At 64.0% G+C, this 23,218-nt stretch carries 28 protein-coding genes and 1 riboswitch; of the genes, 2 read left to right on the top strand and 26 right to left on the bottom strand.

Annotated elements, in window-relative coordinates; all coding sequences use genetic code 11:
• Positions 1 to 39: 39 nt before the first annotated feature.
• The 22 genes from AT395_RS01990 to AT395_RS01885 form a co-directional block, all read right to left on the bottom strand.
• Positions 40 to 465, bottom strand: coding sequence for a DUF4870 family protein (locus AT395_RS01990; protein ID WP_224787520.1), 426 nt, complete (start codon positions 463 to 465; stop codon positions 40 to 42).
• Positions 466 to 547: 82 nt separating this feature from the next.
• Positions 548 to 904 (bottom strand): phosphoribosyl-ATP diphosphatase, encoded by a 357-nt coding sequence (locus AT395_RS01985; protein WP_042113347.1) that lies wholly within the window; start codon positions 902 to 904, stop codon positions 548 to 550.
• Positions 905 to 909: 5 nt separating this feature from the next.
• Positions 910 to 1,308, bottom strand: coding sequence for a phosphoribosyl-AMP cyclohydrolase (gene hisI / locus AT395_RS01980; protein WP_042113348.1), 399 nt, complete (start codon positions 1,306 to 1,308; stop codon positions 910 to 912).
• A gap of 17 nt (positions 1,309 to 1,325) precedes the next feature.
• Positions 1,326 to 2,099, bottom strand: a complete 774-nt coding sequence (gene hisF, locus AT395_RS01975; protein WP_048628208.1) for an imidazole glycerol phosphate synthase subunit HisF — start codon at positions 2,097 to 2,099, stop codon at positions 1,326 to 1,328.
• 38 nt (positions 2,100 to 2,137) lie between these two features.
• The gene (gene hisA, locus AT395_RS01970) at positions 2,138 to 2,887 is read right to left on the bottom strand and encodes a 1-(5-phosphoribosyl)-5-[(5-phosphoribosylamino)methylideneamino]imidazole-4-carboxamide isomerase (protein ID WP_042113350.1); all 750 of its coding nucleotides are present in this window, start codon (positions 2,885 to 2,887) and stop codon (positions 2,138 to 2,140) included.
• A gap of 193 nt (positions 2,888 to 3,080) precedes the next feature.
• A complete protein-coding gene (gene hisH, locus AT395_RS01965; RefSeq protein ID WP_042113351.1) occupies positions 3,081 to 3,719 on the bottom strand; it encodes an imidazole glycerol phosphate synthase subunit HisH in 639 nt (212 codons plus the stop codon).
• Positions 3,716 to 4,342: a MarC family protein gene (locus tag AT395_RS01960; RefSeq protein WP_042113352.1), complete on the bottom strand. Its 627-nt coding sequence runs from the start codon at positions 4,340 to 4,342 to the stop codon at positions 3,716 to 3,718. Before AT395_RS01960 ends, hisH begins: the two co-directional genes overlap by 4 nt.
• Before the next feature lie 111 nt (positions 4,343 to 4,453).
• The gene (hisB, locus tag AT395_RS01955; protein WP_042113353.1) at positions 4,454 to 5,041 is read right to left on the bottom strand and encodes an imidazoleglycerol-phosphate dehydratase HisB; all 588 of its coding nucleotides are present in this window, start codon (positions 5,039 to 5,041) and stop codon (positions 4,454 to 4,456) included.
• A 27-nt stretch (positions 5,042 to 5,068) separates the two neighbouring features.
• On the bottom strand, positions 5,069 to 6,133 hold the full coding sequence (gene hisC, locus AT395_RS01950; RefSeq protein WP_042113355.1) for a histidinol-phosphate transaminase: 1,065 nt from the start codon (positions 6,131 to 6,133) through the stop codon (positions 5,069 to 5,071).
• Between the two features lie 52 nt (positions 6,134 to 6,185).
• Positions 6,186 to 6,749, bottom strand: a complete 564-nt coding sequence (locus AT395_RS01945; protein ID WP_042113357.1) for a hypothetical protein — start codon at positions 6,747 to 6,749, stop codon at positions 6,186 to 6,188.
• Position 6,750: 1 nt separating this feature from the next.
• Positions 6,751 to 8,073, bottom strand: a complete 1,323-nt coding sequence (hisD, locus tag AT395_RS01940) for a histidinol dehydrogenase (protein WP_042113359.1) — start codon at positions 8,071 to 8,073, stop codon at positions 6,751 to 6,753.
• On the bottom strand, positions 8,070 to 8,750 hold the full coding sequence (hisG, locus tag AT395_RS01935) for an ATP phosphoribosyltransferase (RefSeq protein WP_010808174.1): 681 nt from the start codon (positions 8,748 to 8,750) through the stop codon (positions 8,070 to 8,072). The genes hisD and hisG overlap by 4 nt, the downstream gene beginning before the upstream one ends.
• On the bottom strand, positions 8,747 to 10,087 hold the full coding sequence (gene murA / locus AT395_RS01930; protein ID WP_094067959.1) for a UDP-N-acetylglucosamine 1-carboxyvinyltransferase: 1,341 nt from the start codon (positions 10,085 to 10,087) through the stop codon (positions 8,747 to 8,749). The genes hisG and murA overlap by 4 nt, the downstream gene beginning before the upstream one ends.
• A complete protein-coding gene (locus tag AT395_RS01925; RefSeq protein ID WP_010808172.1) occupies positions 10,084 to 10,323 on the bottom strand; it encodes a BolA family protein in 240 nt (79 codons plus the stop codon). The genes murA and AT395_RS01925 overlap by 4 nt, the downstream gene beginning before the upstream one ends.
• A gap of 18 nt (positions 10,324 to 10,341) precedes the next feature.
• Positions 10,342 to 11,097, bottom strand: a complete 756-nt coding sequence (locus AT395_RS01920) for an ABC transporter permease (protein WP_042113361.1) — start codon at positions 11,095 to 11,097, stop codon at positions 10,342 to 10,344.
• Positions 11,094 to 12,020 (bottom strand): ABC transporter ATP-binding protein, encoded by a 927-nt coding sequence (locus AT395_RS01915; RefSeq protein ID WP_042113363.1) that lies wholly within the window; start codon positions 12,018 to 12,020, stop codon positions 11,094 to 11,096. Before AT395_RS01915 ends, AT395_RS01920 begins: the two co-directional genes overlap by 4 nt.
• 340 nt (positions 12,021 to 12,360) lie before the next feature.
• Positions 12,361 to 12,618, bottom strand: a complete 258-nt coding sequence (locus AT395_RS01910) for an STAS domain-containing protein (protein WP_042113364.1) — start codon at positions 12,616 to 12,618, stop codon at positions 12,361 to 12,363.
• A gap of 4 nt (positions 12,619 to 12,622) precedes the next feature.
• Positions 12,623 to 13,243 (bottom strand): MlaC/ttg2D family ABC transporter substrate-binding protein, encoded by a 621-nt coding sequence (locus AT395_RS01905; RefSeq protein ID WP_042113365.1) that lies wholly within the window; start codon positions 13,241 to 13,243, stop codon positions 12,623 to 12,625.
• A 187-nt stretch (positions 13,244 to 13,430) separates the two neighbouring features.
• A complete protein-coding gene (locus AT395_RS01900; RefSeq protein ID WP_042113367.1) occupies positions 13,431 to 14,342 on the bottom strand; it encodes an MlaA family lipoprotein in 912 nt (303 codons plus the stop codon).
• A 6-nt stretch (positions 14,343 to 14,348) separates the two neighbouring features.
• A complete protein-coding gene (gene mlaD / locus AT395_RS01895) occupies positions 14,349 to 14,903 on the bottom strand; it encodes an outer membrane lipid asymmetry maintenance protein MlaD (protein ID WP_048628209.1) in 555 nt (184 codons plus the stop codon).
• Positions 14,904 to 14,957: 54 nt separating this feature from the next.
• Positions 14,958 to 15,725 (bottom strand): lipid asymmetry maintenance ABC transporter permease subunit MlaE, encoded by a 768-nt coding sequence (mlaE, locus tag AT395_RS01890; protein WP_042113372.1) that lies wholly within the window; start codon positions 15,723 to 15,725, stop codon positions 14,958 to 14,960.
• On the bottom strand, positions 15,722 to 16,540 hold the full coding sequence (locus AT395_RS01885) for an ABC transporter ATP-binding protein (RefSeq protein WP_042113373.1): 819 nt from the start codon (positions 16,538 to 16,540) through the stop codon (positions 15,722 to 15,724). The genes mlaE and AT395_RS01885 overlap by 4 nt, the downstream gene beginning before the upstream one ends.
• Positions 16,541 to 16,881: 341 nt before the next feature.
• On the opposite strand from AT395_RS01885, the gene AT395_RS01880 reads away from it, so the two are divergent.
• Positions 16,882 to 17,376, top strand: coding sequence for a GNAT family N-acetyltransferase (locus tag AT395_RS01880; RefSeq protein WP_042113374.1), 495 nt, complete (start codon positions 16,882 to 16,884; stop codon positions 17,374 to 17,376).
• Between the two features lie 72 nt (positions 17,377 to 17,448).
• Here AT395_RS01880 and AT395_RS01875 read toward each other — a convergent pair whose 3' ends face one another.
• The 4 genes from AT395_RS01875 to AT395_RS01860 are packed head-to-tail and all read right to left on the bottom strand — an operon-like array spanning position 17,449 to position 20,896.
• Positions 17,449 to 18,642 carry a thiamine phosphate synthase gene (locus AT395_RS01875; RefSeq protein WP_082164686.1) on the bottom strand — a complete coding sequence of 398 codons (1,194 nt, stop codon included), beginning with the start codon at positions 18,640 to 18,642 and terminating at the stop codon, positions 17,449 to 17,451.
• Positions 18,643 to 18,701: 59 nt separating this feature from the next.
• Positions 18,702 to 19,547, bottom strand: coding sequence for a thiazole synthase (locus AT395_RS01870; protein WP_042113377.1), 846 nt, complete (start codon positions 19,545 to 19,547; stop codon positions 18,702 to 18,704).
• A 1-nt stretch (position 19,548) separates the two neighbouring features.
• Positions 19,549 to 19,746 (bottom strand): sulfur carrier protein ThiS, encoded by a 198-nt coding sequence (gene thiS / locus AT395_RS01865; protein ID WP_039375141.1) that lies wholly within the window; start codon positions 19,744 to 19,746, stop codon positions 19,549 to 19,551.
• A gap of 16 nt (positions 19,747 to 19,762) precedes the next feature.
• Positions 19,763 to 20,896: an FAD-dependent oxidoreductase gene (locus AT395_RS01860; RefSeq protein ID WP_042113383.1), complete on the bottom strand. Its 1,134-nt coding sequence runs from the start codon at positions 20,894 to 20,896 to the stop codon at positions 19,763 to 19,765.
• Between the two features lie 134 nt (positions 20,897 to 21,030).
• Positions 21,031 to 21,158, bottom strand: a riboswitch (TPP riboswitch).
• Positions 21,159 to 21,411: 253 nt separating this feature from the next.
• Between AT395_RS01860 and AT395_RS01855 the strand changes: the two genes are divergently transcribed.
• Complete coding sequence (locus tag AT395_RS01855; protein ID WP_048628263.1) at positions 21,412 to 23,199, top strand: ABC transporter ATP-binding protein/permease; 1,788 nt, start codon at positions 21,412 to 21,414, stop codon at positions 23,197 to 23,199.
• The last annotated feature ends 19 nt before the right edge of the window (positions 23,200 to 23,218 follow it).

Raw genomic sequence — 23,218 nt, 5'->3', positions numbered from 1 at the left:
CTCGAATTCTCGAATGGATCGAAACGCGGCCAACGCCGTTCAGGCGCGCGCAGCGTACATTGGCTTGTTGTCGTTCAGGTAGAGCCAGCCCTTGACGATTCGGTACAGCGTCCAGATGCCGAGCACCCAGAGAATCGCAAAGCCGACCATAACCACGGCAAGCGCCACACCCAGCACGCCCCAGGCCACCGACCACCAGAAAGTGCGGATCTGCCAGGTGAAATGCGAGGCGTAGAGCGTGCCGGTCGCATCGTCGCGCTTGATGTAGTTGATGATGATCGCCACGATGGCGGTCACGCCTCCCGTGAGCCAGAACAGCGCATAGAGCGCGTAGAGCACATGCGTGAGCTTGCGCAACGCCCGCTCCTGCTCGGCGCTCGGTGCGCTCGCCGGAGGGGTGACGACGTACGGGTGGTCAGTGCTGCCGGGCGAACCGGTCGTGCCGGGGGATTGCGGATCGTTCATGAGGCGTCTCCTCGCGTGAGTCTGCCCGCCAGGCGCGCGATGGGCGCCACGGCGGGCACGACGGCCAGACGGCCAGGGGAAGTCAGTCCGCGTGTTCGCCGCGCGTGGCGCGCTGCGCTTTCTCGACGAGCCCCGACAACCCTTCGCGGCGTGCCAGTTCGGCGAGCACTTCGTTCGGGCTCAGGTCGTGATGGGCGAGCAGCACCATGCAGTGAAACCACAGGTCGGCCGTCTCGTTGACGAGTTTCTGGCGCAGATTGTCGGCCCCGCCAATGCGAATGTCTTTCGCCGCGAGCACCACTTCGGTAGCTTCTTCGCCAATCTTCTTGCAGATCGCGTCGTCGCCCTTGTGAAACAGGCGTGCAACGTACGACTTGTCGGGATCGCCCCCCTTACGCGAGGCGATCACTTCGGCAACACGCTCGAGCGTATCGTTCATGGCGGTCACTTGTAGATCTTGTGGGGGTCTTTGAGCACCGGCTCGACGGTGGCCCAGCGGCCATCTTCGACGCTGCCCTCGAACTTCTGGAAGAAGCAGGAATGACGGCCGGTATGGCAGGCAATGCCGTCGATCTGCTCGACCTTGAGCAGGACCACGTCTTCGTCGCAATCCAGACGAATCTCATGCACCTTCTGCACGTGGCCCGATTCCTCGCCCTTGTGCCACAGGCGTTTGCGCGAGCGCGAGTAGTAGACGGCTTCACCGGTCTCGACCGTGCGCGCAAGCGCCTCACGATTCATCCAGGCGAACATCAGCACGTCGTTGCTGCCGACTTCCTGCGCGATCACGGGCACGAGGCCCTGTGCGTCCCAACTTACCTTGTCCAGCCAGTCTTGCGTCATGATCCGTCGATTCCCGTTCAGAGCCGCACCGAAATGCCCTTGTCGGCCATGAAGCGCTTCGCTTCGCCGACCGTGTGCTCGCCGTAATGGAAGATACTTGCGGCGAGCACGGCATCTGCGTGGCCTTCGGTCACGCCATTGGCCAGATCGGCGAGCGATCCCACGCCGCCGGAGGCGATCACGGGAATGTTCACGGCGTCAGAGACAGCGCGCGTGAGCGCCAGGTCGAAGCCGCTCTTCGTGCCGTCGCGATCCATGCTGGTGAGCAGAATCTCGCCGGCGCCCAGCGCTTCGATCTGCCTCGCCCAGCCCACCGCGTCCAGCCCGGTTCCCTTGCGGCCGCCGTGGGTGAAGACTTCCCAGCGCGGCGCTTCGCCATCGGCCGAGACACGCTTGGCGTCAATCGCGACCACAATGCACTGCGAGCCATACTTGGCTGCCGCGTCGGCCACCAGTTGCGGGTTCGCCACCGCCGACGAATTCATGCTGACCTTGTCGGCACCGGCGTTGAGCAGGCGGCGCACATCGGCCACCTCACGCACGCCACCGCCCACGGTCAGCGGAATGAAGACCTGCGCGGCCACCGCTTCGATGATCGGCAGGATGAGGTCGCGCCCGTCGGAGGTCGCCGTGATGTCGAGGAACGTCAGTTCGTCTGCGCCCTGCTCGTCGTAACGGCGGGCGATCTCGACGGGGTCGCCCGCGTCGCGAAGTTCAACGAAATTGACACCCTTGACGACACGTCCGGCCGTCACGTCCAGACACGGGATGATGCGTTTAGCGAGAGCCATGATGATGGCAGGCGAGACGGCCGTAGCCGTGGTCTCGCTTATGCCGCTCCTCCGGAAAGCTCGTCGGCACGCGATTGCGCCGCCGAGAAATTCAGATCGCCCGAGTAGATCGCGCGACCGCAGATGACACCTTCGACACCTTCACGCTCGACTTGGCAGAGCGCATCGATATCGCCCAGATTCGACAAACCGCCGCTGGCGATCACCGGCACGGTCACCGCCTGAGCGAGACGCACCGTCGCATCGATATTGATGCCCTGGAGCATGCCGTCGCGGCCAATATCGGTGTAGATGATCGACTCGACGCCGTAGTCCTCGAACTTACGCGCCAGATCCACGACTTCGTGGCCGGTGAGCTTGCTCCAGCCGTCGGTGGCGACCTTGCCGTCCTTGGCATCGAGGCCGACGATGATGTGGCCGCCGAACGCGCTGCACGCGTCTTTCAGAAAACCGGGGTTCTTGACCGCCGCCGTTCCGATGATCACGTACGACAGACCGTCGTCGAGATAGCGTTCGATGGTATTCAGGTCACGAATGCCGCCGCCCAATTGCACGGGAATATCGGCGCCCACTTCCTGAATGATGGCGCGGATCGCCGCCTCATTGCGCGGCTTGCCGACGAATGCACCATTCAAGTCCACCAGATGGAGGCGGCGCGCGCCTTGCTCGACCCAATGTCGAGCCATGGCAGCGGGGTCCTCCGAGAATACGGTGGCTTGATCCATGTCGCCTTGTTTAAGGCGAACGCATTGACCGTCTTTGAGGTCGATGGCCGGAATGAGCAGCATAGGCAATCGTGAAACGTCGCTAGTGGGAGGTAAAAGAAAATCGCAAATTACGCGGACAACACAAAACCGATCCCTGCCTTGCCGGGCACCGGCACATCGGAATCGGATTCGTCAACATGACACACAGTATAAGCCGGGACAGCAGACGAGCTCGGAGAGGCACCGGGGCGCATACACACCGCCCGGGGCACGATCAGGGCTTCCACTGTGCGAAATTGCGATAAAGGGCAAGGCCAGCCTGGGCGCTCTTTTCCGGGTGGAACTGGGTGGCGAAGATATTATCTTGGGCCACCGCACAGGTAAAGGGCACGCCATAGACTGTCTCGCCAGCCGTCAGTTCCGGCTTTCCGGGCACGACGTAATAGCTGTGCACGAAGTAAAAATAGCTGTCGTCGGGCACGCCGGCCCAGATCGGGTGGCCCTGCGTCTGATGCACGCGATTCCACCCCATCTGCGGCACCTTGAAGCGCGAGCCGTCGTCCTGCACCTGACCTTCGAGGTCGAAGCGCACCACGCGGCCCGGCAGCAAACCGAGGGCGGGCGTATTGCCTTCGTCCGACACGTCGAACAGCATCTGCTCGCCCACACACACGCCGAACATCGGCTTGGTGGCGGCCGCTTCGACCACCGCTTCGCGCAGGCCCGACTCGTTCAGGCAGCCCATACAGTCTCGCATGGCCCCCTGGCCCGGCAGCACCACGCGGTCGGCGGCGCGAATCTCGGCGGCGTCGCTGCTGATGCTCACGTCGGCTTCCGGCGCGGCCGCACGCAGCGCCTGATAGACCGAGCGCAGGTTACCCATTCCGTAGTCGACAATCGCAATCTTATTCATCTCAAACCCGGCAGCAGTATTTTCAAACCATCGATAATGAATTCCACGGCCAGCGCCGAGAGGATCAACCCCATCAGACGCGTGCCGATGTTGATGCCCGTACGCCCAAGCCAGCCTTCGATACGTCCGGCACTACGCAACGCCACCCAGCACACCGCTCCCACGCCCACACCGATCGCCATGAGCGCCAGAATCTGCGCCCAGCCGTGCGCGCGGCCCGAGTAGATGATTACGGTACTGATCGTGCCCGGGCCGGTGAGCAGCGGGATCGCAAGCGGCACCACGGCAATGTTCGGCCGCTCCTCCGCCTCGTGACGCTCTTCCGCCGTCGCCCGCGTGTTGCCCGTCTGCGCGTTGATCATGTTCACTGCCATGAGCAACATGATGACGCCGCCGCCCACTTCAAGTGATGCAATCGAAATGCCGAAGAAGCGAATGATCGCCTCGCCGAACAATCCCGAACCGGCAACGACCAGCGCCACGGCGATCGCTGCAACCTTGATCGTATGGCGCTTCTCTTCGCGCGTCTGCGAAGACGTCAGGCTGATGAACAACGGGATCGCCCCGAGCGGGTTGATCAGGGCCAGCAACGAAATAAAGAACTTGAAGGCGTCGAGCGTCATAAGGGGCACACGGCGCCGGCGTGCGGCCGGTCGGTAATGCGTCGCAGGGGGCGCCGGCCTCACCGGCCGGCGGGCTATCCTGTCCGGCGCTACGCACCGGACCGTCTCGCGTTACAGGCTTCCCTTCGTGGACGGCACGACACCCGCCGCACGCGGATCGATCTCGACCGCCATGCGCAGCGCACGGCCAAACGCCTTGAACACCGTTTCGCACTGATGATGGGCGTTGATACCGCGCAGGTTGTCGATATGCAACGTGACGCCCGCGTGATTCACGAAGCCACGGAAAAATTCGATGGTCAGATCGACGTCGAAATTGCCAACCCGCGCACGCGTGAACGGCACATGAAATTCGAGACCGGGACGGCCCGAGAAATCGATCACCACGCGCGAGAGCGCTTCGTCGAGCGGCACGTAGCTGTGGCCGTAGCGCACAATGCCCTTCCGCTCGCCAATGGCCTTGGCGACCGCCATGCCCAGCGTAATGCCGACGTCTTCCACCGTGTGGTGGTCGTCGATGAAGGTATCGCCCTTTGCCTCGACTTCCATGTCGATAAGGCCGTGGCGCGCGATCTGGTCGAGCATGTGGTCCAGAAACGGCACGCCGGTATCGAGCGTCTTCCGGCCGGTGCCGTCCAGATCGATCTTGACGCGTATTTGCGTTTCGCTGGTATCGCGAACGACTTCCGCAATGCGCATGATGGTGAGTTCTCGTCGTATAGCTTGTTAGAGTGATGCTGCCAGGGCTTGAACCATTGCCGCATTCTCCGTGGGGGTGCCGACCGTCAATCTCAGGCAATTGGCCAGCAATACGTGCATTTTACCCACGTTTTTGATCAACACCTTCTGTGCCAGCAGGCGAGCGTGGGTTTTGTCGGCATCCGGCACGCGCACGAGCAGGAAATTCGCATCGCTCGGGAACACGGTCGTGCCCGGCAGCGCCGCCACCGCCGCGGCCAGCCGCGTGCGTTCGGCCCGCAGTTCGGCCGCCTGCGCATCAAGCACGTCAAGATGATCGAGCATGAATTCAGCGCATGCCTGCGTGAGCACATTCACGTTGTACGGCGGACGCACCTTGTCGAGCTGGTCCAGCCAGTCGGCACTCCCCGCCACATAACCCAGCCGGATACCCGCCAGGCCAAGCTTCGAAACAGTGCGCATGACCAGCAGATTCGGAAATTCCGGCAAACGCGGCATCCACGTCTTCCCGGCGAACGGTTGGTACGCCTCGTCGATCACCACCAACCCCCGGCCTGCGGCGCGCACGAGCGTCTCGATGTCGTCATCGGCGAACAGGTTGCCGGTCGGGTTGTTCGGATAGGCCAGATAGACGACCGCCCCCGGATGCGCCGCAATGGCGTTCAGCATGGCCGGCATGTCGAGCGAGAAGTCCGGGCGCAGCGGCACGCCCAGGAATTCGATGCCCGCAAAGCGCGACGACATTTCGTACATGACGAATCCCGGCATCGGGGCGATCACCGCTGCGCCCGGACGCGCCGTGGCCATGGCGATCATGCTGATGATCTCGTCCGACCCGTTGCCCAGCAGCAACCGGGCCCCGGCCGGCACGCCCATCGCGTGTGCGAGCTTTTCCAGCAACGCCTGCGGGCGCGGCGCCGGGTAACGGTTGAGCGCCACGTCGGCCAGCCGCTGCCCAAGTTCATTGCGCAACGCCGCCGGCAGACCGTACGGGTTCTCCATCGCGTCGAGCTTGAGGAAGCCGCTGGCATCGGGCACGGGGTAGGTGCTCATGGCGAGCACATCGGGGCGAATCACTTGGTTGACGGACATGGCGATGAATGAGTGTCTTGCGTGAAAGTCGGCGCGTGTCGGACAGCGAGAGTCAGTTGAACGCGAACGTGAGCCGTCCGGCATCGGCACCGTCGATCTTCACGGTACACCGGCGGCCCGTCTCCACACTGCCGAGGGCGTCCGTAATGCGCTGCACGCGCACGCCGGTCTGCCACGACAGCGCCTGCGCAACCGCCGGGCTCACACGCGCAGGCGCCGCCTCGGCCTCGCAGCGCATAGCCACGAGTCGGTTGCCCACCCGCGCGAACACACCGTGGGCGACTTCGTCGTCGGTGCCGCGCAGGGCGGTCTTGCCGTTGAGCCGCAACACGTAGACATCGTTGTCGAAAGCCTGACGGCTCACGCACACCGTCAACCGCTCGACGGACGCGCCGTCGAACGTGGCGTGCTGGCAATCATTGCTGGCCGCATGCGCTGCGGTGCTGGCCGCCGCCCCGAGCGCAAACATGGCGAATACGGCGGCAGCACGCAGCCCAGCCCGCGCATGGCGGGCGGGCAGCGAGAACAAGGGGAAAGCAGCGAGTGCGCGGGTCCGACGCCAGGCGGTGGCCGACGTCGTTTGACAGTACGCGGGCCGCAGGGCGTCGTCGCGCATGTCAGGACTCGTGATGCAGGCGGTATTCCGCGCTGCGCGCGTGCGCTTGCAGACCTTCGCCATAGGCCAGTTCGGCGGCGATCTCGCCGAGCATGCGGGCACCGCCTTCGCTCACCTCGATGAGGCTCGAACGCTTGATGAAGTCATACACGCCCAACGGCGACGAGAAACGTGCAGTGCGCGATGTCGGCAACACGTGGTTGGGACCGGCGCAGTAATCGCCCAGACTCTCGCTCGTAAACTTGCCGAGGAAAATCGCACCGGCGTGACGGATCTTCTCGCCCCACTGCTGCGGTGTTTCGGCCGAGATTTCCAAATGCTCGGGCGCGATCACGTTGGCGATCTCGCAGGCTTCGGCCATATCGCGCACCTTGACCAGCGCGCCACGGCCTTGCAGCGATGCGGCGATCACGTCGCGACGCGGCATCTCGTCGATCTGGCGCTCCATCGAGGCATGCACGCGCGCGAGATATTTCTCGTCCGGGCACAGCAGGATCGACTGCGCGAGTTCGTCGTGCTCGGCCTGCGAGAACAGGTCCATGGCCACCCAGTCGGGATCCGTCGACCCGTCGCAGATGACGAGGATTTCAGACGGCCCGGCGATCATGTCGATGCCGACGGTGCCGAACACGCGGCGCTTGGCCGCCGCCACGAAGGCGTTGCCCGGCCCGACGATCTTGTCGACCGCCGGCACCGTTTCAGTGCCATATGCCAGCGCCCCGACAGCCTGCGCGCCACCGATGGTGAACACGCGGTCCACCCCGGCGATATGCGCGGCGGCGAGTACCAGCGGATTCTGCACGCCGTCCGGCGTGGGCACCACCATGATGATGTCCTTCACGCCGGCGACACGCGCCGGAATGGCGTTCATCAACACCGACGACGGATACGCCGCCTTGCCACCCGGCACATAGATGCCTACGCGATCGAGCGGCGTGACCTTCTGGCCCAGCACCGTGCCGTCCGACTCGGTGTATTGCCAGCTATGGGTGCCGCATTCAATGCGTTGCTTCTCGTGGTAGGCGCGCACACGCGCCGCCGCCGCTTCCAGCGCAGCGCGGCGCTTCGGCTCAAGGCTCTCGAGCGCAGCCGCCAGCGCTTCAGCGGGCAGTTCGAGCGCCGTCATGTCGCTCGCGCTCAGACGGTCGAACCTGTTGGTGTATTCGATAACGGCCGCATCGCCGCGCGTCTTCACGTCGGCGAGAATTTCGGCGGCCGCGCGATCGATGGCGGCGTCTTCGCTCGCCTCGAACGCGAGAACATCGCGAAGCTGCTTCGCGAAGTCTTCGGCGGAGGAATCGAGTTTGCGGATATCGAGTTTCATGCTGTTTGCCGGGAAGCCTGCTCGAAGGCGTCCAGAATAGGCTGCAACGACTCGCGTTTCAACTTGAGCGCAGCCTGATTGATCACGAGGCGGGACGAGATATCCATGATCTCTTCCACTTCCACCAGATTGTTGGCCCGCAGCGTACCGCCGGTGCTCACCAGATCGACGATCGCGTCGGCAAGACCGACGAGCGGCCCCAGCTCCATCGAACCGTACAGCTTGATCAGGTCGACGTGCACGCCCTTGGCCGCGAAGTGCTCGCGCGCGGTCTGCACGTACTTGGTCGCCACCCGCAGGCGCGCCCCCTGACGTACGGCATTGGCGTAATCGAAACCCTTCGGTACAGCGACAGACATGCGGCAGCGCGCAATGTTCAAATCGATCGGCTGATACAGACCGCCGCCGCCATGCTCGATGAGCACATCCTTGCCGGCGACGCCGAAGTCGGCGGCACCATATTGCACGTAGGTCGGCACGTCGGTCGCGCGCACGATGATGACGCGCAGGTTCGGATCCGTCGTCGGCAAAATCAGTTTGCGCGAGGTCTCCGGATCTTCCGTGACTTCGATACCGGCTGCGGCCAGCAGGGGCAGCGTCTCCGTGAAGATGCGGCCTTTGGAAAGTGCCAGCGTCAACGGCTGAGCGAGCGGCTGGGCCGGCTTGGCGGAACTCATGCAATCTCTCCCTGGCGTGCTTCGACACGCCGGATTCGCGCGCCCACGGCGCACAACTTTGCCTCGATACGATGATAGCCGCGATCGAGGTGATGAATACGGTCGACGAGCGTGCGGCCATCGGCCGTCAGACCCGCGACGATCAGGCTGGCGGATGCGCGCAAATCGGTCGCCATGACGTGCGCACCCGACAGGCGTTCTACGCCGGAAATCCGCGCCGTGTTGCCGTCGATGCCAATATTCGCACCCAGACGCATCAGTTCCTGCACATGCATGAAGCGGTTCTCGAAGATCGTTTCAACGACCTGCGAAGCCCCTTGTGCAATGCAGTTCAGCGCCATGAACTGCGCCTGCATATCGGTCGGGAACGCCGGATATTCCGACGTCCGGAAACTCACCGCCCGCGCGCGCCGATCCATCGTCACGCGCAGCCAATCCGCACCGGCCGTAATGTTTGCGCCCGTTTCGCGCAATTTCTCGATCACGGCGTCGAGCGTGGACGGCGCCACGCGATGCAGCGTGATATCGCCACGCGTCGCCACGGCCGCGCACAGAAACGTGCCGGCTTCGATACGGTCGGGCACGACATCGTGCGTTGCACCATGCAAGCGCGCCACACCCGTCACCACCAGGCGATCCGTGCCGATACCCTCGATCTTCGCGCCCATCTTCACCAGCAGGCGCGCCAAGTCCGTCACTTCAGGCTCACGCGCAGCGTTGGCCAGCACGGTCACACCGTCGGCGAGCGTTGCCGCCATGAGCAGATTCTCGGTGCCCGTGACGGTAATCATGTCGGTCACGAGAGTCTCGCCGCGCAGACGCGACGCCTTGGCGACAATATCGCCATGCGTCAGCGTGATCTCGGCCCCCATCTTCTGAAGCCCCTTGATGTGCTGATCGACAGGCCGCGCGCCGATGGCGCACCCGCCCGGTAGCGACACGCGCGCTTCGCCGCAGCGAGCGAGCAACGGGCCCAGCACCAGAATCGACGCCCGCATGGTCTTCACGAGATCGTACGGGGCCGCAGGCTCGGTGATTTGCGACGCGTCGAGCGTTACCGATTCGCCGTTGCGCTCAACCTTCACGCCCATGCGGGCGAGCAGCGTCAACATGGTGCGCACGTCGTGCAGATCGGGCACGTTGCCAAGCACCAGCGGCTCGTCCGTGAGCAGACTCGCACACAGAATGGGCAGGGCGGCGTTCTTCGCACCCGAGACGGTAATCTCTCCTGCCAGCCGCTCGCCACCTTCGATTTCGAGGTGGTCCGCGGCCACGCGCTCGCCGGCGGCGGCCTCGCTATTGCCGGCTGCGCCAGCGCTCTCTTGCGTAATCCTCATTGCGCCTGATACTCCGTGGGCGTCAGGGTCTTCATCGACAGCGCATGAATTTCGGCCTTCATGCGATCACCCAGTGCGGCGTACACAAGTTGATGACGCGCAATGAGGCGCTTGCCTTCGAACTGCGCGCTGACGATGGTCGCGAAGAAGTGCTGGCCATCACCTTCGACGGCCACGTGTTCGCAAGCCAGACCGGCTTCGATGTACTGTTTGATTTGTTCGGGGGTAGGCAGCATGGCTGATCCTGGAGAAGTTCAGTGACGCAGTTTGTAGCCGCGGCGCAGCAGATTCAGCGCCACGATTGCGAGTATCAGGAAAGTCGCACCGACGACGGCGAGGCTCGTCTCCGGGGCCACGTCGGATACGCCGAAGAAGCCGTAACGGAACCCGTCGATCATGTAGAAGAACGGGTTGAAGTGCGAGACAGCCTGCCACAGCGGCGGCAGCGAATGAATCGAGTAAAACACGCCCGCGAGAAAGGTCGCCGGCATGATGAGGAAGTTCTGGAATGCCGCGAGCTGGTCGAATTTCTCGGCCCAGATACCCGCGATCAGTCCCAGCGTGCCGAGAATCGCCGCCCCGAGGAATGCGAAGCCGATGATCCACAGCGGCGCAGCAAACGACAGATGCGTGAACGCGGCCGTGACCACGAAGACCCCCAGCCCCACGGACAGCCCGCGCACGACGGCGGCGAGCACGTAGGCCCCGTACATCTCCCAGTGCGAGAGCGGCGGCAGCAGCACAAACACGAGGTTGCCCGTGATCTTGGACTGAATCAGCGACGACGAACTGTTGGCGAACGCGTTTTGCAACACGCTCATCATGACCAGCCCCGGCACGAGGAATGCCGTGTAGGTGATCTGGTCATAGACCTTCACGCGGTCTTCGAGCACGTGGCCGAAGATCATCAGATACAGCAATGCGGTGAGTACCGGCGCGCCCACAGTCTGGAAGCTGACCTTCCAGAAACGCAACACTTCCTTGTAGAACAGCGTGCGGAAGCCGATCATGCCGACACCTCCTGCGCGCGCGAACCCGACATGATCTGCACGAACACGTCCTCGAGATCGGCCTTCTGAATGTCGATGTCCTCGACAATGCCGCCCGCCGCCCGGCAGGTGGCAAGAATCGATTCCACTTCGTCGCACCCCGCCAGACGCAGCGCGAACTGATTTCCGCTCGTGGCCTGGGCGTCAACCAGCAGCGGGCGCAGTGCGTCGGGCAGCGTACCCTGCTTGAAGCGCAACACGAGACGGGTGCCCGCAAAGCGCTGAAGCAGCGAGGCCGTGCGCTCAAGCGCCACGACTTCGCCGCGCTTGAGCATGGCGATACGGTCGCAAAGCGTTTCCGCTTCTTCCAGATAGTGAGTCGTCAGCACGATGGTGTGGCCTTCGCGGTTCAAACGCGAGATGAACTTCCACAGCGTTTGACGCAGTTCCACGTCGACCCCGGCGGTCGGCTCGTCGAGCACGATCACCGGCGGACGGTGCACAAGCGCCTGCGCAACGAGCACGCGCCGCTTCATGCCGCCCGAGAGCTGACGCATGTTGGCGTTGGCCTTGTCGGTCAGATCGAGGTTGGCCATCACTTCGTCGATCCAGTCGTCGTTGCGCGTCAGCCCGAAATAGCCGGACTGGATACGCAACGTTTCACGCACGGAGAAGAACGGATCGAAGACGAGTTCCTGCGGCACCACACCGAGCTTGCGGCGGGCATTGCGGTAGTCGCGCACCACATCGTGACCGAGCACGCTGATGTTGCCCGAATCTGCGCGCGCGAGGCCCGCGAGAATGCTGATCAGCGTAGTCTTGCCGGCGCCGTTGGGCCCGAGCAGACCGAAGAATTCACCTTCTTCGATCGAGAAGCTGACGCCCTTGAGCGCCTGCAACGCCTGATAGCGTTTTTTGACGTTACGGATTTCGATGGCGGCCATGGACTGCGCGCACCCGTCTTGGCGGGTGCGCCATTGTGTTCTCCGGCCACGGCGGGCCGCGTGCGCAGGCCGCGAACATCGCGGCGGCTGCCAAATCGGCGGCAGGGGTGCCCGGATAGGGGGTAACTGCCTAAAAGTCGGCAGAAAACCCCCGATTATAAAGGAAGCCGGTACCGGCCGTACTCAACACGGGTCTCGCCGGCCTGACAGCCCCCGTAACACGCGTAACCTTCAAAAACCCGGTAACGCGCGATTTCCGGCCGGCACGCCCCCTCAGCCATAAAAAAAGCGCCGTTGGGAGACGGCGCTTTCATCGGGGGCGGCAGTCCGGCCAGACGCATCAGCTCGAGAGCAGATGGTCGACACCGTACACCAGCGCAAGGCTGGCTAACCCCGTCGGCAAGTTAGTGAACGCCAACGTCGCACCACGACGGACCGCGTGCCGGCGAAGGGCCAGCAGCACGGCGAGCGCGGACGAGTCGAACTGCTTCAGTCCGGCGCAATCGATCTGGGTTTCCCCCGCGTCGATGCGGTCGATCGCCTTCGCGAGAACCTCGCCGGCGGTGTCGTGTGTGAGGTCGGTCTGCAACGCGAGCATGCGCTTACTTGCCGCCTGCGAGTTGCTGGTTACGGGTCTTCAGGAACTGAATCAGGCCGTCGACACCGCTCTTGTTGATCTGCTCGGCAAACTGGCTACGATAGGCCTGGATGAGCCACGCGCCGAGCACGTTCAGGTCATACAGCTTCCATTCGCCATTCGCGTTCTTGTACAGACGGTAATCGAGTTCGATCGGCTGGCCATTGTTCAACACGCTGGTGTTGACGGCCACGTCGGTATCGCCCGGCTGGGCACGGAACGGCTTGTATTCCACCTGCTGATCGCGAATCTGCGCAATGGCGCCGGCGTACGTGTACAGCAGCAGCTTCTTGAATTCGTTCGTGAGTTGTTCGCGTTGCTGCGGTGTGGCAGTTGCCCATGCGCGGCCGGTCGCCAATTGCGTGGTCTTCACAAAATCGGCATGCGGCATGATCTTCGTTTCGATCAGCCGGGTAATGCTGTTCAGATCACCCTTCTGCACATTCGGATCGCTCTTGGCGGCCGCCATCACTTCGGTCACGGTCTGCTTGACCAGCGCGTCCGGTGCCTGTGCCTGCGCCATCGCGGAACCGGCAGCGGTAAACGTCATGAATGCCATGACGGGAATGAGCCAGAACTTCTTCATTGTGGACTTCCTCTTTCGAGTGACGAGTGTTGCGGGATTGGATACCCGCGTTGCGTCTTGAGTTCTCGGAATAACGGCAGTGTCGTGTAACAAACTGTTGCCCGAGGGCCTGCCGACGGCGCCCCGGCGAGCGGGGCACCCTGTCATCTTTGCGAATCGGCGCCGAACGATGCGCGATCTGCGCCGATCAACGACGGAACGGGAGTCCTCCCGGGACCATCGGTCCGGGCACCGGAGAGCCTTGCGGCGTGTCCGACTCGCCCTGCGCGCCAGAGGCCGGCGCCGGTGCGCTTACGCCCGACGCGGGCGCAGCCGGCATCGGCTGGCCGCTCGTACCGCCCGCAGCCGCCCCGGCGGCGCCAGCAGCACCTGCCGTGTCACCTTCGTCTTCGTAGTTCGGCAGCGCTGCGTTCCCCGACGCGCCGCCGTTGATCAGGAACTTGCGACGCGCAAGATAGGCGTCTCGCGTGAACGAGTACGGATCGAGCGCCGCCGCTTCGAGCAGGTTCGAAGCGTCGAGCAGGTTCGCGCGCGTGTTCACCAGACGCACGCCATAAATCGTGTAGCTCACCCAGTCCGGCTTGATATACGACGTCGGGTCGATGAACATATTGCCAGCCATGCCGACGGTGTCGCGCACCGTGCTCGGGCCGAGCAGCGGCAGCACGAGATACGGGCCGTCAGGCAAGCCCCACTTGCCCAGCGTCACGCCGAAATCCTGGCTGTGCTTCGGCAGCCCGGCGGGGGTTGCGAAGTCGAACAGACCGCCCACGCCGAAGAACGTGTTGATGGTCAGGCGCATCAGATCCTGCGCGGCGGCCGTGACCTGCAACTGCAACAGGTTGTTGGCGAAGTTGTACACGTCGCCCACGTTCGAGAAGAAGTTCGTGACCATGTCGCGCGCCGGTTCCGGCACTGCGAAACGGTAGCCCTTGGCCACCGGCACCATGACCGCCTTGTCGAGCGTGTCATTGAACGAATACATCGAACGGTTGAAACCTTCGATGGGGTCAGCGGGGTTCGGGTTGGTAACAGTGGCGCAACCTGCCAGCGCCATCGCGCCGGCGGCCAGCACTGCCGAAGTACGGAAGCTGGTCATTTTCTCTTATTTTCCTTGGGTTACCGTTGCTGCCCCCGGCGTCGGTGCGCCAGCGGGCGCTGCGGGTGCCTGCGCGGCCGGTGCACCGCCCGCCTGGGCGCCACCGGCATCCGCCGCCTTGTTGTACAAGAACTGCCCGATCAGATTTTCCAGCACGATCGCGGATTGCGTGAGCGTGATCGTATCTCCGGCCTTGAGCATCTGGTCGTCACCACCGGGTTCGAGGCCAATGTACTGCTCGCCGAGCAGACCCGACGTCAGGATCTTGGCCGACGAGTCCTTCGGGAACTGGTATTGCGAATCGATGTTGAGCGTGACGTCAGCCAGATAACGCTTGTCGTCGAACTTGATCGACGCCACACGCCCAACCACCACGCCTGCGCTCTTGACCGCTGCACGCGGCTTGAGACCGCCGATATTGTCGAAGCGCACCGTCACCGGATACGTGCTCGAGAACGACAGCGAGCTCATGTTTCCAGCCTTGAGCGCGAGGAATAGCAACGCTGCAAATCCGAGAACCACGAACAAGCCAACCCAGAAGTCGAGAGGGTGTTTTTTCATTGTGTCAGTGTGCGCAAACTGTCTGTCTATGTCTTGGCAGGCACGTTGGCCCGTTTAGCTGAACATAAGGGCCGTCAGCAGGAAGTCGAGGCCGAGTACGGCAAGCGACGCCTGCACCACCGTGCGCGTAGTCGCACGCGACACGCCCTCCGGTGTCGGATGCGCCTCAAACCCCTGATACAGCGCGATGAATGTGACGGCAATGCCGAACACGATGCTCTTGATAACGCCATTTGCGACGTCCGCCCACACGTCCACGCCGCCTTGCATCTGCGACCAGAACGCGCCGGCGTCTACACCGATCAACTGCACGCCGACCAGATAACCGCCAAAAATACCCACCGCCGAGAAGATCGCCGCGAGAATCGGCATGGCGATCACACCGGCCCAGAAACGCGGCGCCACGACACGCGCGATCGGATCGATCGCCATCATCTCCATGGCGGTCAGTTGCTCGCCCGCCTTCATCAGACCGATTTCGGCCGTCAGCGAGGTACCCGCGCGCCCGGCAAACAGCAACGCCGTCACGACCGGCCCCAGCTCCCGCACCAGCGAGAGCGCCACGAGCAGTCCCAGCGCTTGCTCCGAGCCATACTTATTAAGCGTGTAATAGCCCTGCAAGCCCAGCACAAAGCCGACGAACAGGCCCGAGACGGCGATGATGACGAACGAGTAGTTACCGACGAAATGAACCTGATCGGTCACCAGACGCGGCCGGCGCAACAGCGCACCGCTCGACGAAAGCATGCGCAGGAACAAGCGGGCGCCGTAGCCGACTCGCTCGACGTGGCCGCGAACAAAACTGCCGATGGCGGTAATCATGCACGCGCTCCGATACCGAAATCTTCCGCGAGCGGTGGCGCGGGATACTGAAATTTCACAGGGCCGTCCGGTTGCGCATCGATAAACTGGCGCACGGTCGGGTCGCTCGAGGCGCGCAGCGCCTCAGGCTCACCCTCCGCAGCAATGCGCCCTTCGCTGATGAAATAGATGTAGTCGGCAATGGCGAACGTCTCCGACACATCGTGCGAAACAATGATGGAGGTGGCGCCCAGAGCATCGTTGAGCTTGCGAATCAGATTCGCCGTTATGCCCATCGAGATCGGGTCCAGACCGGTGAACGGCTCGTCGTACATGACGAGATCCGGATCCAGCGCGATCGTTCGCGCCAGCGCCACACGGCGTGCCATCCCCCCCGAGATCTCGGCGGGCTTCATGTCGCGCGCGCCCCGCAGACCGACCGCATTGAGCTTCATCAACACGAGATCGCGAATGAGGTCTTCATCGAGCCGGGTGTGTTCGCGTAGCGGGAAGGCCACGTTGTCGAACACCGTCATGTCGGTGAAGAGCGCGCCGAACTGGAACAGCATGCCCATGCGGCGGCGCAGCCGGTACCAGCCGTCGCGGTCAAGCGATGCAACATCGGTACCGTCGAAATCGACAACGCCCCGGCTGGCGTGGACGAGCCCGCCGATGAGGCGCAATACCGTTGTCTTGCCACAGCCCGAGCCGCCCATTACGGCGATCACCTTGCCGCGGGGAAACCGCATATTCAACCCGGAAAGCACCAGCCGTTCGCCATAACCAAAGCTGACGTCGCGCAATTCGAGCAAATTTTCCGGATTCGGGGTAGGCACGTTTCGGGTCTTATAGTGCGGCGCAAAACGCCAATTATAGGGGGGAATGCCGATTGATGCCGCCCAAGGAGGGTGGGTGAAAGCGAGGATCGGCGTAGCCCCGGGGCATTCTACAGTGCCTTGGCACGGACGCCGCCTCATGTTCCGATTTACGTGACAGGCAGAAAACGTAACCGCGGCAAGGACTTACCGAGCCCTTAGCCGCCACGGGTGTTGCGCCGTTGCTACAATACGGCGTTTCACGCAATAAATCATTGACCCGAATGCCCCCCGCCCCGCCATCGCCTTTCCGCCGCCATCCCACGCAGTCAACGGAGACGCCGAAGTTTCGGATTCGTCCGATGCAACCGGGCGACATCTCCCAAGTATTGGCGGTGCAGGCACAAGCCTATCGCGACCTGATGCACGAGTCGGAAGCCACGTTGGCCTCACGGCTCAGGTTATCGCCATCCACCTGCTGGGTCGCGGTCGACGCCGGCTCGGCGCACGCCCCGGTGGCGGGCTACCTGTTCACGCACCCATGGCGCATTGCCGCCCCGCCGCCGCTGGACACCGTTCTGGACGCCCTGCCGGACACGCCCGACTGCTGGTACGTACACGATATGGCGCTCGCTCCCCGCACGCGCGGCGCGGGTGTCGCCAGCCAACTCTACGCGGTAGCGCTGGCGTCGGCGCAGTCGTTGGGGCTGCGCGCCTCGGCGCTTGTCGCGGTGCAGCAATCGCAGGGCTTCTGGGCGCGCTTCGGTTATGCCGTCGCAACGGACATCTCGCCGCTGATTGCCGCCAAGCTGGAAGGGTACGGCGATGGCGCGGTGTTCATGACACGCGACCTGTAACCCTGTAACGCCATCCCCTGCCACGCCGCGATGCTGTGGCCGTTTAGCCACCGCCAGCGGCGTACCGTCGCATCACGCGCGCTGCGCGAACGCCTGCTGCATGCTTTTCACCGCTGCCGGCACATCGGCGGCCTCCGTGACAGCCCGCACAACGGCCGCGCACGCCACCCCCGTATCGAGCACCTGCGCGAGATTGCCCGCGTCGATACCGCCGATCGCGACAAGCGGGTAATGGGGCGCAATCAGCTTCACATACCGCGCCAGCTTCGCGAGCCCCTGCGGCGCGGTCGCGATCACCTTGGTGGTCGTGGGGAACACGGCGCCGACCGCCAGATAGCTCGGGCGGAAATGGTGGGCCGCGAGAATCTCGTAATAGCCGTGCGTGCTGATGCCCAGCCGCATGCCACTCGCCAGCAGCGTCGCCACCTCGTCGGCCGAGAGCGCCGCCATGTCTTCCTGCCCGAGATGGACGCCGTAAGCGTTCGCTTGCGCCGCCTCGCGCCAGTGATCGTTGATGAACCATGCGCTGTTGCGCGTCACACGTCGCCCTGCGGCTACGGTTCGTTCGATCTCCGCACGCAAGGCGGGATGTGCCGGGTCCTTGATGCGCAACTGGACCGTACCGACCTGAAGATCGGCCATGCGCTCGCACCAGTCGGCATCCGGCAACACCGGATACAGGCCGAGCCGTGAGGGGCATGCCGGAAAGCGGCCGGGCGACGGCACCTGTCCCAACACAGTCGGGAAGGTTTCGAGCACGGTCGGCCATGCGCCCAGCGTGTGCGCATCTTCCGGGCGCGCGTGGCTGCCGTCGGTGCGCCATGCGCGCGCCAGCACGAGGGCGTCGTGCGGCACGAGGCCGCAGTCGAGAAACGCCGCGAACGCCGGAAAGAACGCGGGATCGTCCGCCCCGGCTACGCGATAGACCCCGTCAGCCGTGTACAGCGTGTCTTGCACCTGACCCTCTGCGAGCGCATGCGAACACAGCACCACGGCACCGGCAGCGCGCCACGCATCGATCTGCACCAACGCCGCCGTGCCTGCCCCGCCTTGCGGCGCGAACGGCCACCAGACCACGTCGCCCTTGCCTGCGCTCGCCGGCGTCTCGGCATACAGGCGCCAATGCGACGACGTCTCGTCCGAGGGCCACGGCGCCAGCCGCGCGCGAATGTCGGCGGCAGCCTGCTGCCATGCCACCGCAAGTGGCGCATCGGCGGGCAGGCATTGCACATGTGCCAACCGGGTGGCGCCAATCTGCGTCGTCATGAAATGTCCTTGTGAATCGAGGGGCGCCGGGTGACGGGCGAAACTCAGGCGAACGGCGCTCAGACGCCGGTCTGGTGCCAGAACGGTACACCGACCACCGGCGTGCTGGCTTCGGCGCTTTCGCGCTGGGCCATCGGCCCCGCAAGCCATGCGGTGCGCCCCGCTTTGATCGCCCCGGCGAACGCGCCGGCCATCTCCACCGGTTGTGCGGCAAGCGCCACGGCGGTATTGAGCAGCACGCCATCGAAGCCCCATTCCATGACCTGACAGGCGTGCGACGGCAAACCGAGGCCGGCGTCGACGATCAGCGGCGTATCCGGCAAACGGTCGCGAAGCAGCCGCAAACCATACGGATTGATCACCCCCTTACCGGTGCCGATCGGCGCGCCCCACGGCATCAGCGCCTGACAACCCACGTCGAGCAGGCGGCGGCACAGCACCAGATCTTCCGTGCAGTACGGCAGCACCTTGAAGCCGTCGCGAATCAGTTGCTCGGCGGCGGTCACCAGACCGAACGGATCGGGCTGCAACGTGTAGTCGTCGCCGATCAGCTCAAGCTTGATCCAGTCGGTCTCGAAGACCTCACGTGCCATTTGCGCCGTCGTCACCGCTTCCTGCACCGAATGGCAGCCTGCCGTATTGGGCAGCACCGGCACCGCAAGGCGCCGCAGCGTTTCCCAGAAATGTCCTTCCGACGCCTGTGCGCCGGCACCGGACAACTGACGGCGCAGCGCTACCGTCACCATGCCCGGCCGCGCAGTATCGATGGAGTCGTTGAGCGCTTGCAGCGACGGATAGCGCGCCGTGCCTAGCAGAAAACGACTGCCAAAGCGGGTGTCGTACAGCGTAAGCGCGTCGCGCGCGCTGCCTGCGGCCACATTGGCCGATTCGGTGAATGCGTTCATTTCAGCCTCCGGCCACCGGTTGCACGACATCGATCTTGTCGCCCTGCGCGAGGGTGCGCGCAGCGTATTGCGTCTTGGGCACGAATTGCCCGTTGATCGCCGCCGCAAACGGCGGCTGCGCGCCGTAAGCGGCGAGTGCCTCGGCCAGCGTTGCCGTCTCGGCCACACTCAGCGTCTGTTGATTGATATGAATGTCCATCGCGTACAGCTCCCTCTCATGCCTGACGGAACAGGTCCGGCCACGGCCGGCTCGCTCGCCACGTCTCCCAGTCGAACGCATTCGGTGAAGCGCCCGTCGATTGCATCAATGCCTGCGCCAACGCGCAAGCCTCTCCCGTGACTGCCGGCGCGAGCAGATAGCCGTGCCGGTACAAGCCGTTCACCCGCAGCAGCCGCGCACCGTCCCACTGCACACGCGGCAGATGGTCGGGCAGCGCGGGGCGGCAGTTGACGTTCAACTCGATGATGCGTGCCTCGCCGAACGCCGGGTTCAGCGAATAAGCCGCCGAGAGCAATTCGAGCGCCGAGCGCACAGTCATCGGCGACATGTCTTCTGACTCGAGTTCGGTCGCGCCGATCACATAAAGGTCGTTTTCCTTGGGGGCGATATAGATCGGATAGCGCGGATGCAGCAACCGCACCGGCCGCCGCAATCCGATACCCGGCGCGTGAATGCGCACGACCTCGCCACGCACGCCCCGCAGGCGCGCGAGCACCCCGCGTGCGCCCAGCCCGCGGCAATCGATGACAAGACCCGCGTCGGGGTAGGCGCCTTCCGCGATCTCGGTATGCCAATGCAGTTCCGCCCCCGCTTTCTCGAGGCCGGCCGCCAGCGCACGCAGCAGTTGGCGGTTGTCGAGCTGCCCCTCGTTCGGCAGCAGCCAGCCTTCCTGAAATCGCCCGGCGAGTGCGGGTTCGACCTCGCCCAACTGCGCGCCCGTCACCCGCTCGACCCCGCCGCGCAGCAACTCCGGTGGCGCTTTCGCGCGCATGCGGCGATCGAACATCACGGCCTCGGCGCGGTCGGGGTTGTGCCACACGACCAGCGTGCCGTTGCGTTGGAAGAAAACGTGCTCGGGCAGCCCGTCGATCAACGACGGCCAGCGCTCGAGACCCGCCGCGCCCATCTCCACGATGCTCGGCTCAGCCACAGCGGCCTCGGCCAGTGGCGCGAGCATGGCGGCCGCCACCCAGCCAGCGGCAGACGAACCGTCGGCATCGCCCCGCTCGTACAGCGCCACGCGCACACCGGTGCGAATCAGTTGCCATGCGAGCAGACGGCCGGACAGTCCGCCGCCGAGCACGGCAACGTCAGGACGGGAAGTGGCACGGGAAGTCGAGGCGCTCATACGCGCACCGCCGCGCAAGCCATCACGGCGCGCAGGCACTCAGGGGAAAACGAAGGAATCTGTGGAAGGCAGCGCATGGGGTCCTTTCCTCATGAAAGCAAAAGGACGAAACGGTGTTGGACACCTTACCCCCACTGGAGTAGTCGGAAACTTCCCACGCCGGTATTACCCGGGTCGGGTGCAAAGGGTCTCTCTCAGCCCCGTGACGCCGTTACGCATGGTCATCACCCGCGTCCGACACGGAGCACCCCTGTTTCGCCCGCAGCCATTACAACATAGATGCCGACGCCCGTGCAAGCTGGGCTCCCGGCCGATTGCACGTCCGTTGCGTCTCGTTTTTTGACGAATCTCCGGGCGCTTGTAACGGCACGTAAACTGGAATTCGACGTAACCCGAGTTTCGGAGCCCAATTCGTGCAACGCAGCATTGGGAACTGAGGTCAAATGAGCCGTCGTCCCCCATAACACGTTGCCCCACTGCGGCATTGCCGCCAGACGATCATGGTTCACACGCCGATGTCTTCCCAACCTCCCGAAGCGCCGCCGACCGGCAGCCCTGTCGCCACGCCCGCGCCCAAACCGCCGAAGCACCCCACGGCCTGGCAATTGATCCGGCCGTACTGGGTGTCGGAGAAGCGTTGGGAGGGACGCCGGCTGCTCGCCCTCGTCGTGGCGCTGAATCTGGCGGTCGTGTTCATCAACGTGCGCCTGAACGCATGGAACGCCAGCTTTTACGACGCCCTCGACAAGCGCAACTGGCCAGTGTTCAAGTCGTCGCTCGCCGAATTCGCGGTCCTCGCCTTCAGCTTCATCATCATTGCCACGTTCCGCACCTACTTCCGTCAGATGCTCGAAATCCGCTGGCGGCAATGGGTGACGAATATGAACCTGTCGAAGTGGTTCACCCGTCAGGCGTACTACCGTATCGAACGCGACCATCTCGCCGACAACCCCGACCAACGTATTTCGGAAGACATTCGCACGCTCGTGAGTTCGTCGCTCGCGCTATCGCTCGATTTGCTCACCACGCTCGTCTCGCTGTTCTCCTTCATCACGATTCTCTGGACGATCTCGGGTGCGGTGTCGTTCTTGCTTGGCGGCATGAACATCACGATTCCCGGCTACATGGTCTGGGTCGCGGCGCTCTATGCCCTCGTGGGCTCGTATTTCATCTTCAAGGTCGGCCGTCCGCTCGTGGGGCTGAGCTATCGGCAGCAACAAGTGGAAGCCGATTTCCGTTTTCTGCTGGTGCGTTTGCGCGAGTCGGCCGAACAGGTCGCGCTTTATCGTGGCGAAGGCGCCGAACTCTCGCGCCTGAAGTCGGCGTTCGGCGCGGTGCGCGACAACTGGTGGCAGATCATGGTCGTGACGAAGCGCCTGATATTCGCGAACTCGATTTACGCGCAGATCGCCATCGTCTTCCCGATCATGGCGGCAGCGCCCCGCTACTTCGCGGGCGCATTCACCCTCGGCGTGCTCATGCGGATCATCGACGCCTTCGGGCAGGTGAGCGACGGCTTCTCCTGGTTCGTGAACAGCTTCGCAACACTGGCCGACTGGAAGGCGACGATCAATCGTCTGCGCGAATTCACGCGGGTGATCGACGCCCCCCCTTCGCCATCCGACGCGAGCGCGATCTCCGTCGTGACGGGGGGCAACGCAGCATCTCCCGGTTACGCGGCGACCGATCTGCATCTCGCGCTTCCCAACGGCACACCGCTCGCGGTGGCCGGATCGTTTGCGTTCGCGCCGGGCTCGCGCTGGCTCATTCGCGGCCGCTCGGGCTGCGGCAAGAGCACCATGCTGCGCGCGCTCGCCGGCCTGTGGCCGTTCGGCAGCGGTCGCATCGACGTTCCCGCCAACGCCCGCGTGCTGTTCCTCTCGCAACAAAGCTATCTGCCCATCGACACATTGAAGGCCGCACTGGCGTTCCCCTCGTCGCCCGACACGTTCAGCGACGACGAGTGCCGTGCGGCGCTGGCGGCCGTCAATCTCGGACAATACGCGGACGAGTTGCAAACAGTCTCCCACTGGGCGAGACGGCTCTCCGGCGGAGAACAACAACGCCTCGCGGCCGCACGCGCCCTGCTCCAAAAGCCCGACTATCTGTTCCTCGACGAAGCCACCAGTGCACTCGACGTGGAGTCGGAAGAAGCCGTGTACGAAGCACTGCATGCGCGTTTGCCCGGGACGACGATGGTGAGCGTGGCGCATCGCGAAACCCTCGGACGCTTCCATCAGCACACCATGACGTTGCGGGCGATCGACGACGTGGAACGCTCAAGGGTGGTCGGCGCCGCGTAGCGCGCGCGTAAGCCAGTTC

Source organism: Pandoraea apista (assembly GCF_001465595.2).
In the GTDB taxonomy this organism is placed as follows: domain Bacteria; phylum Pseudomonadota; class Gammaproteobacteria; order Burkholderiales; family Burkholderiaceae; genus Pandoraea; species Pandoraea apista.
This window is presented reverse-complemented; position numbering and strand designations above follow the sequence as displayed.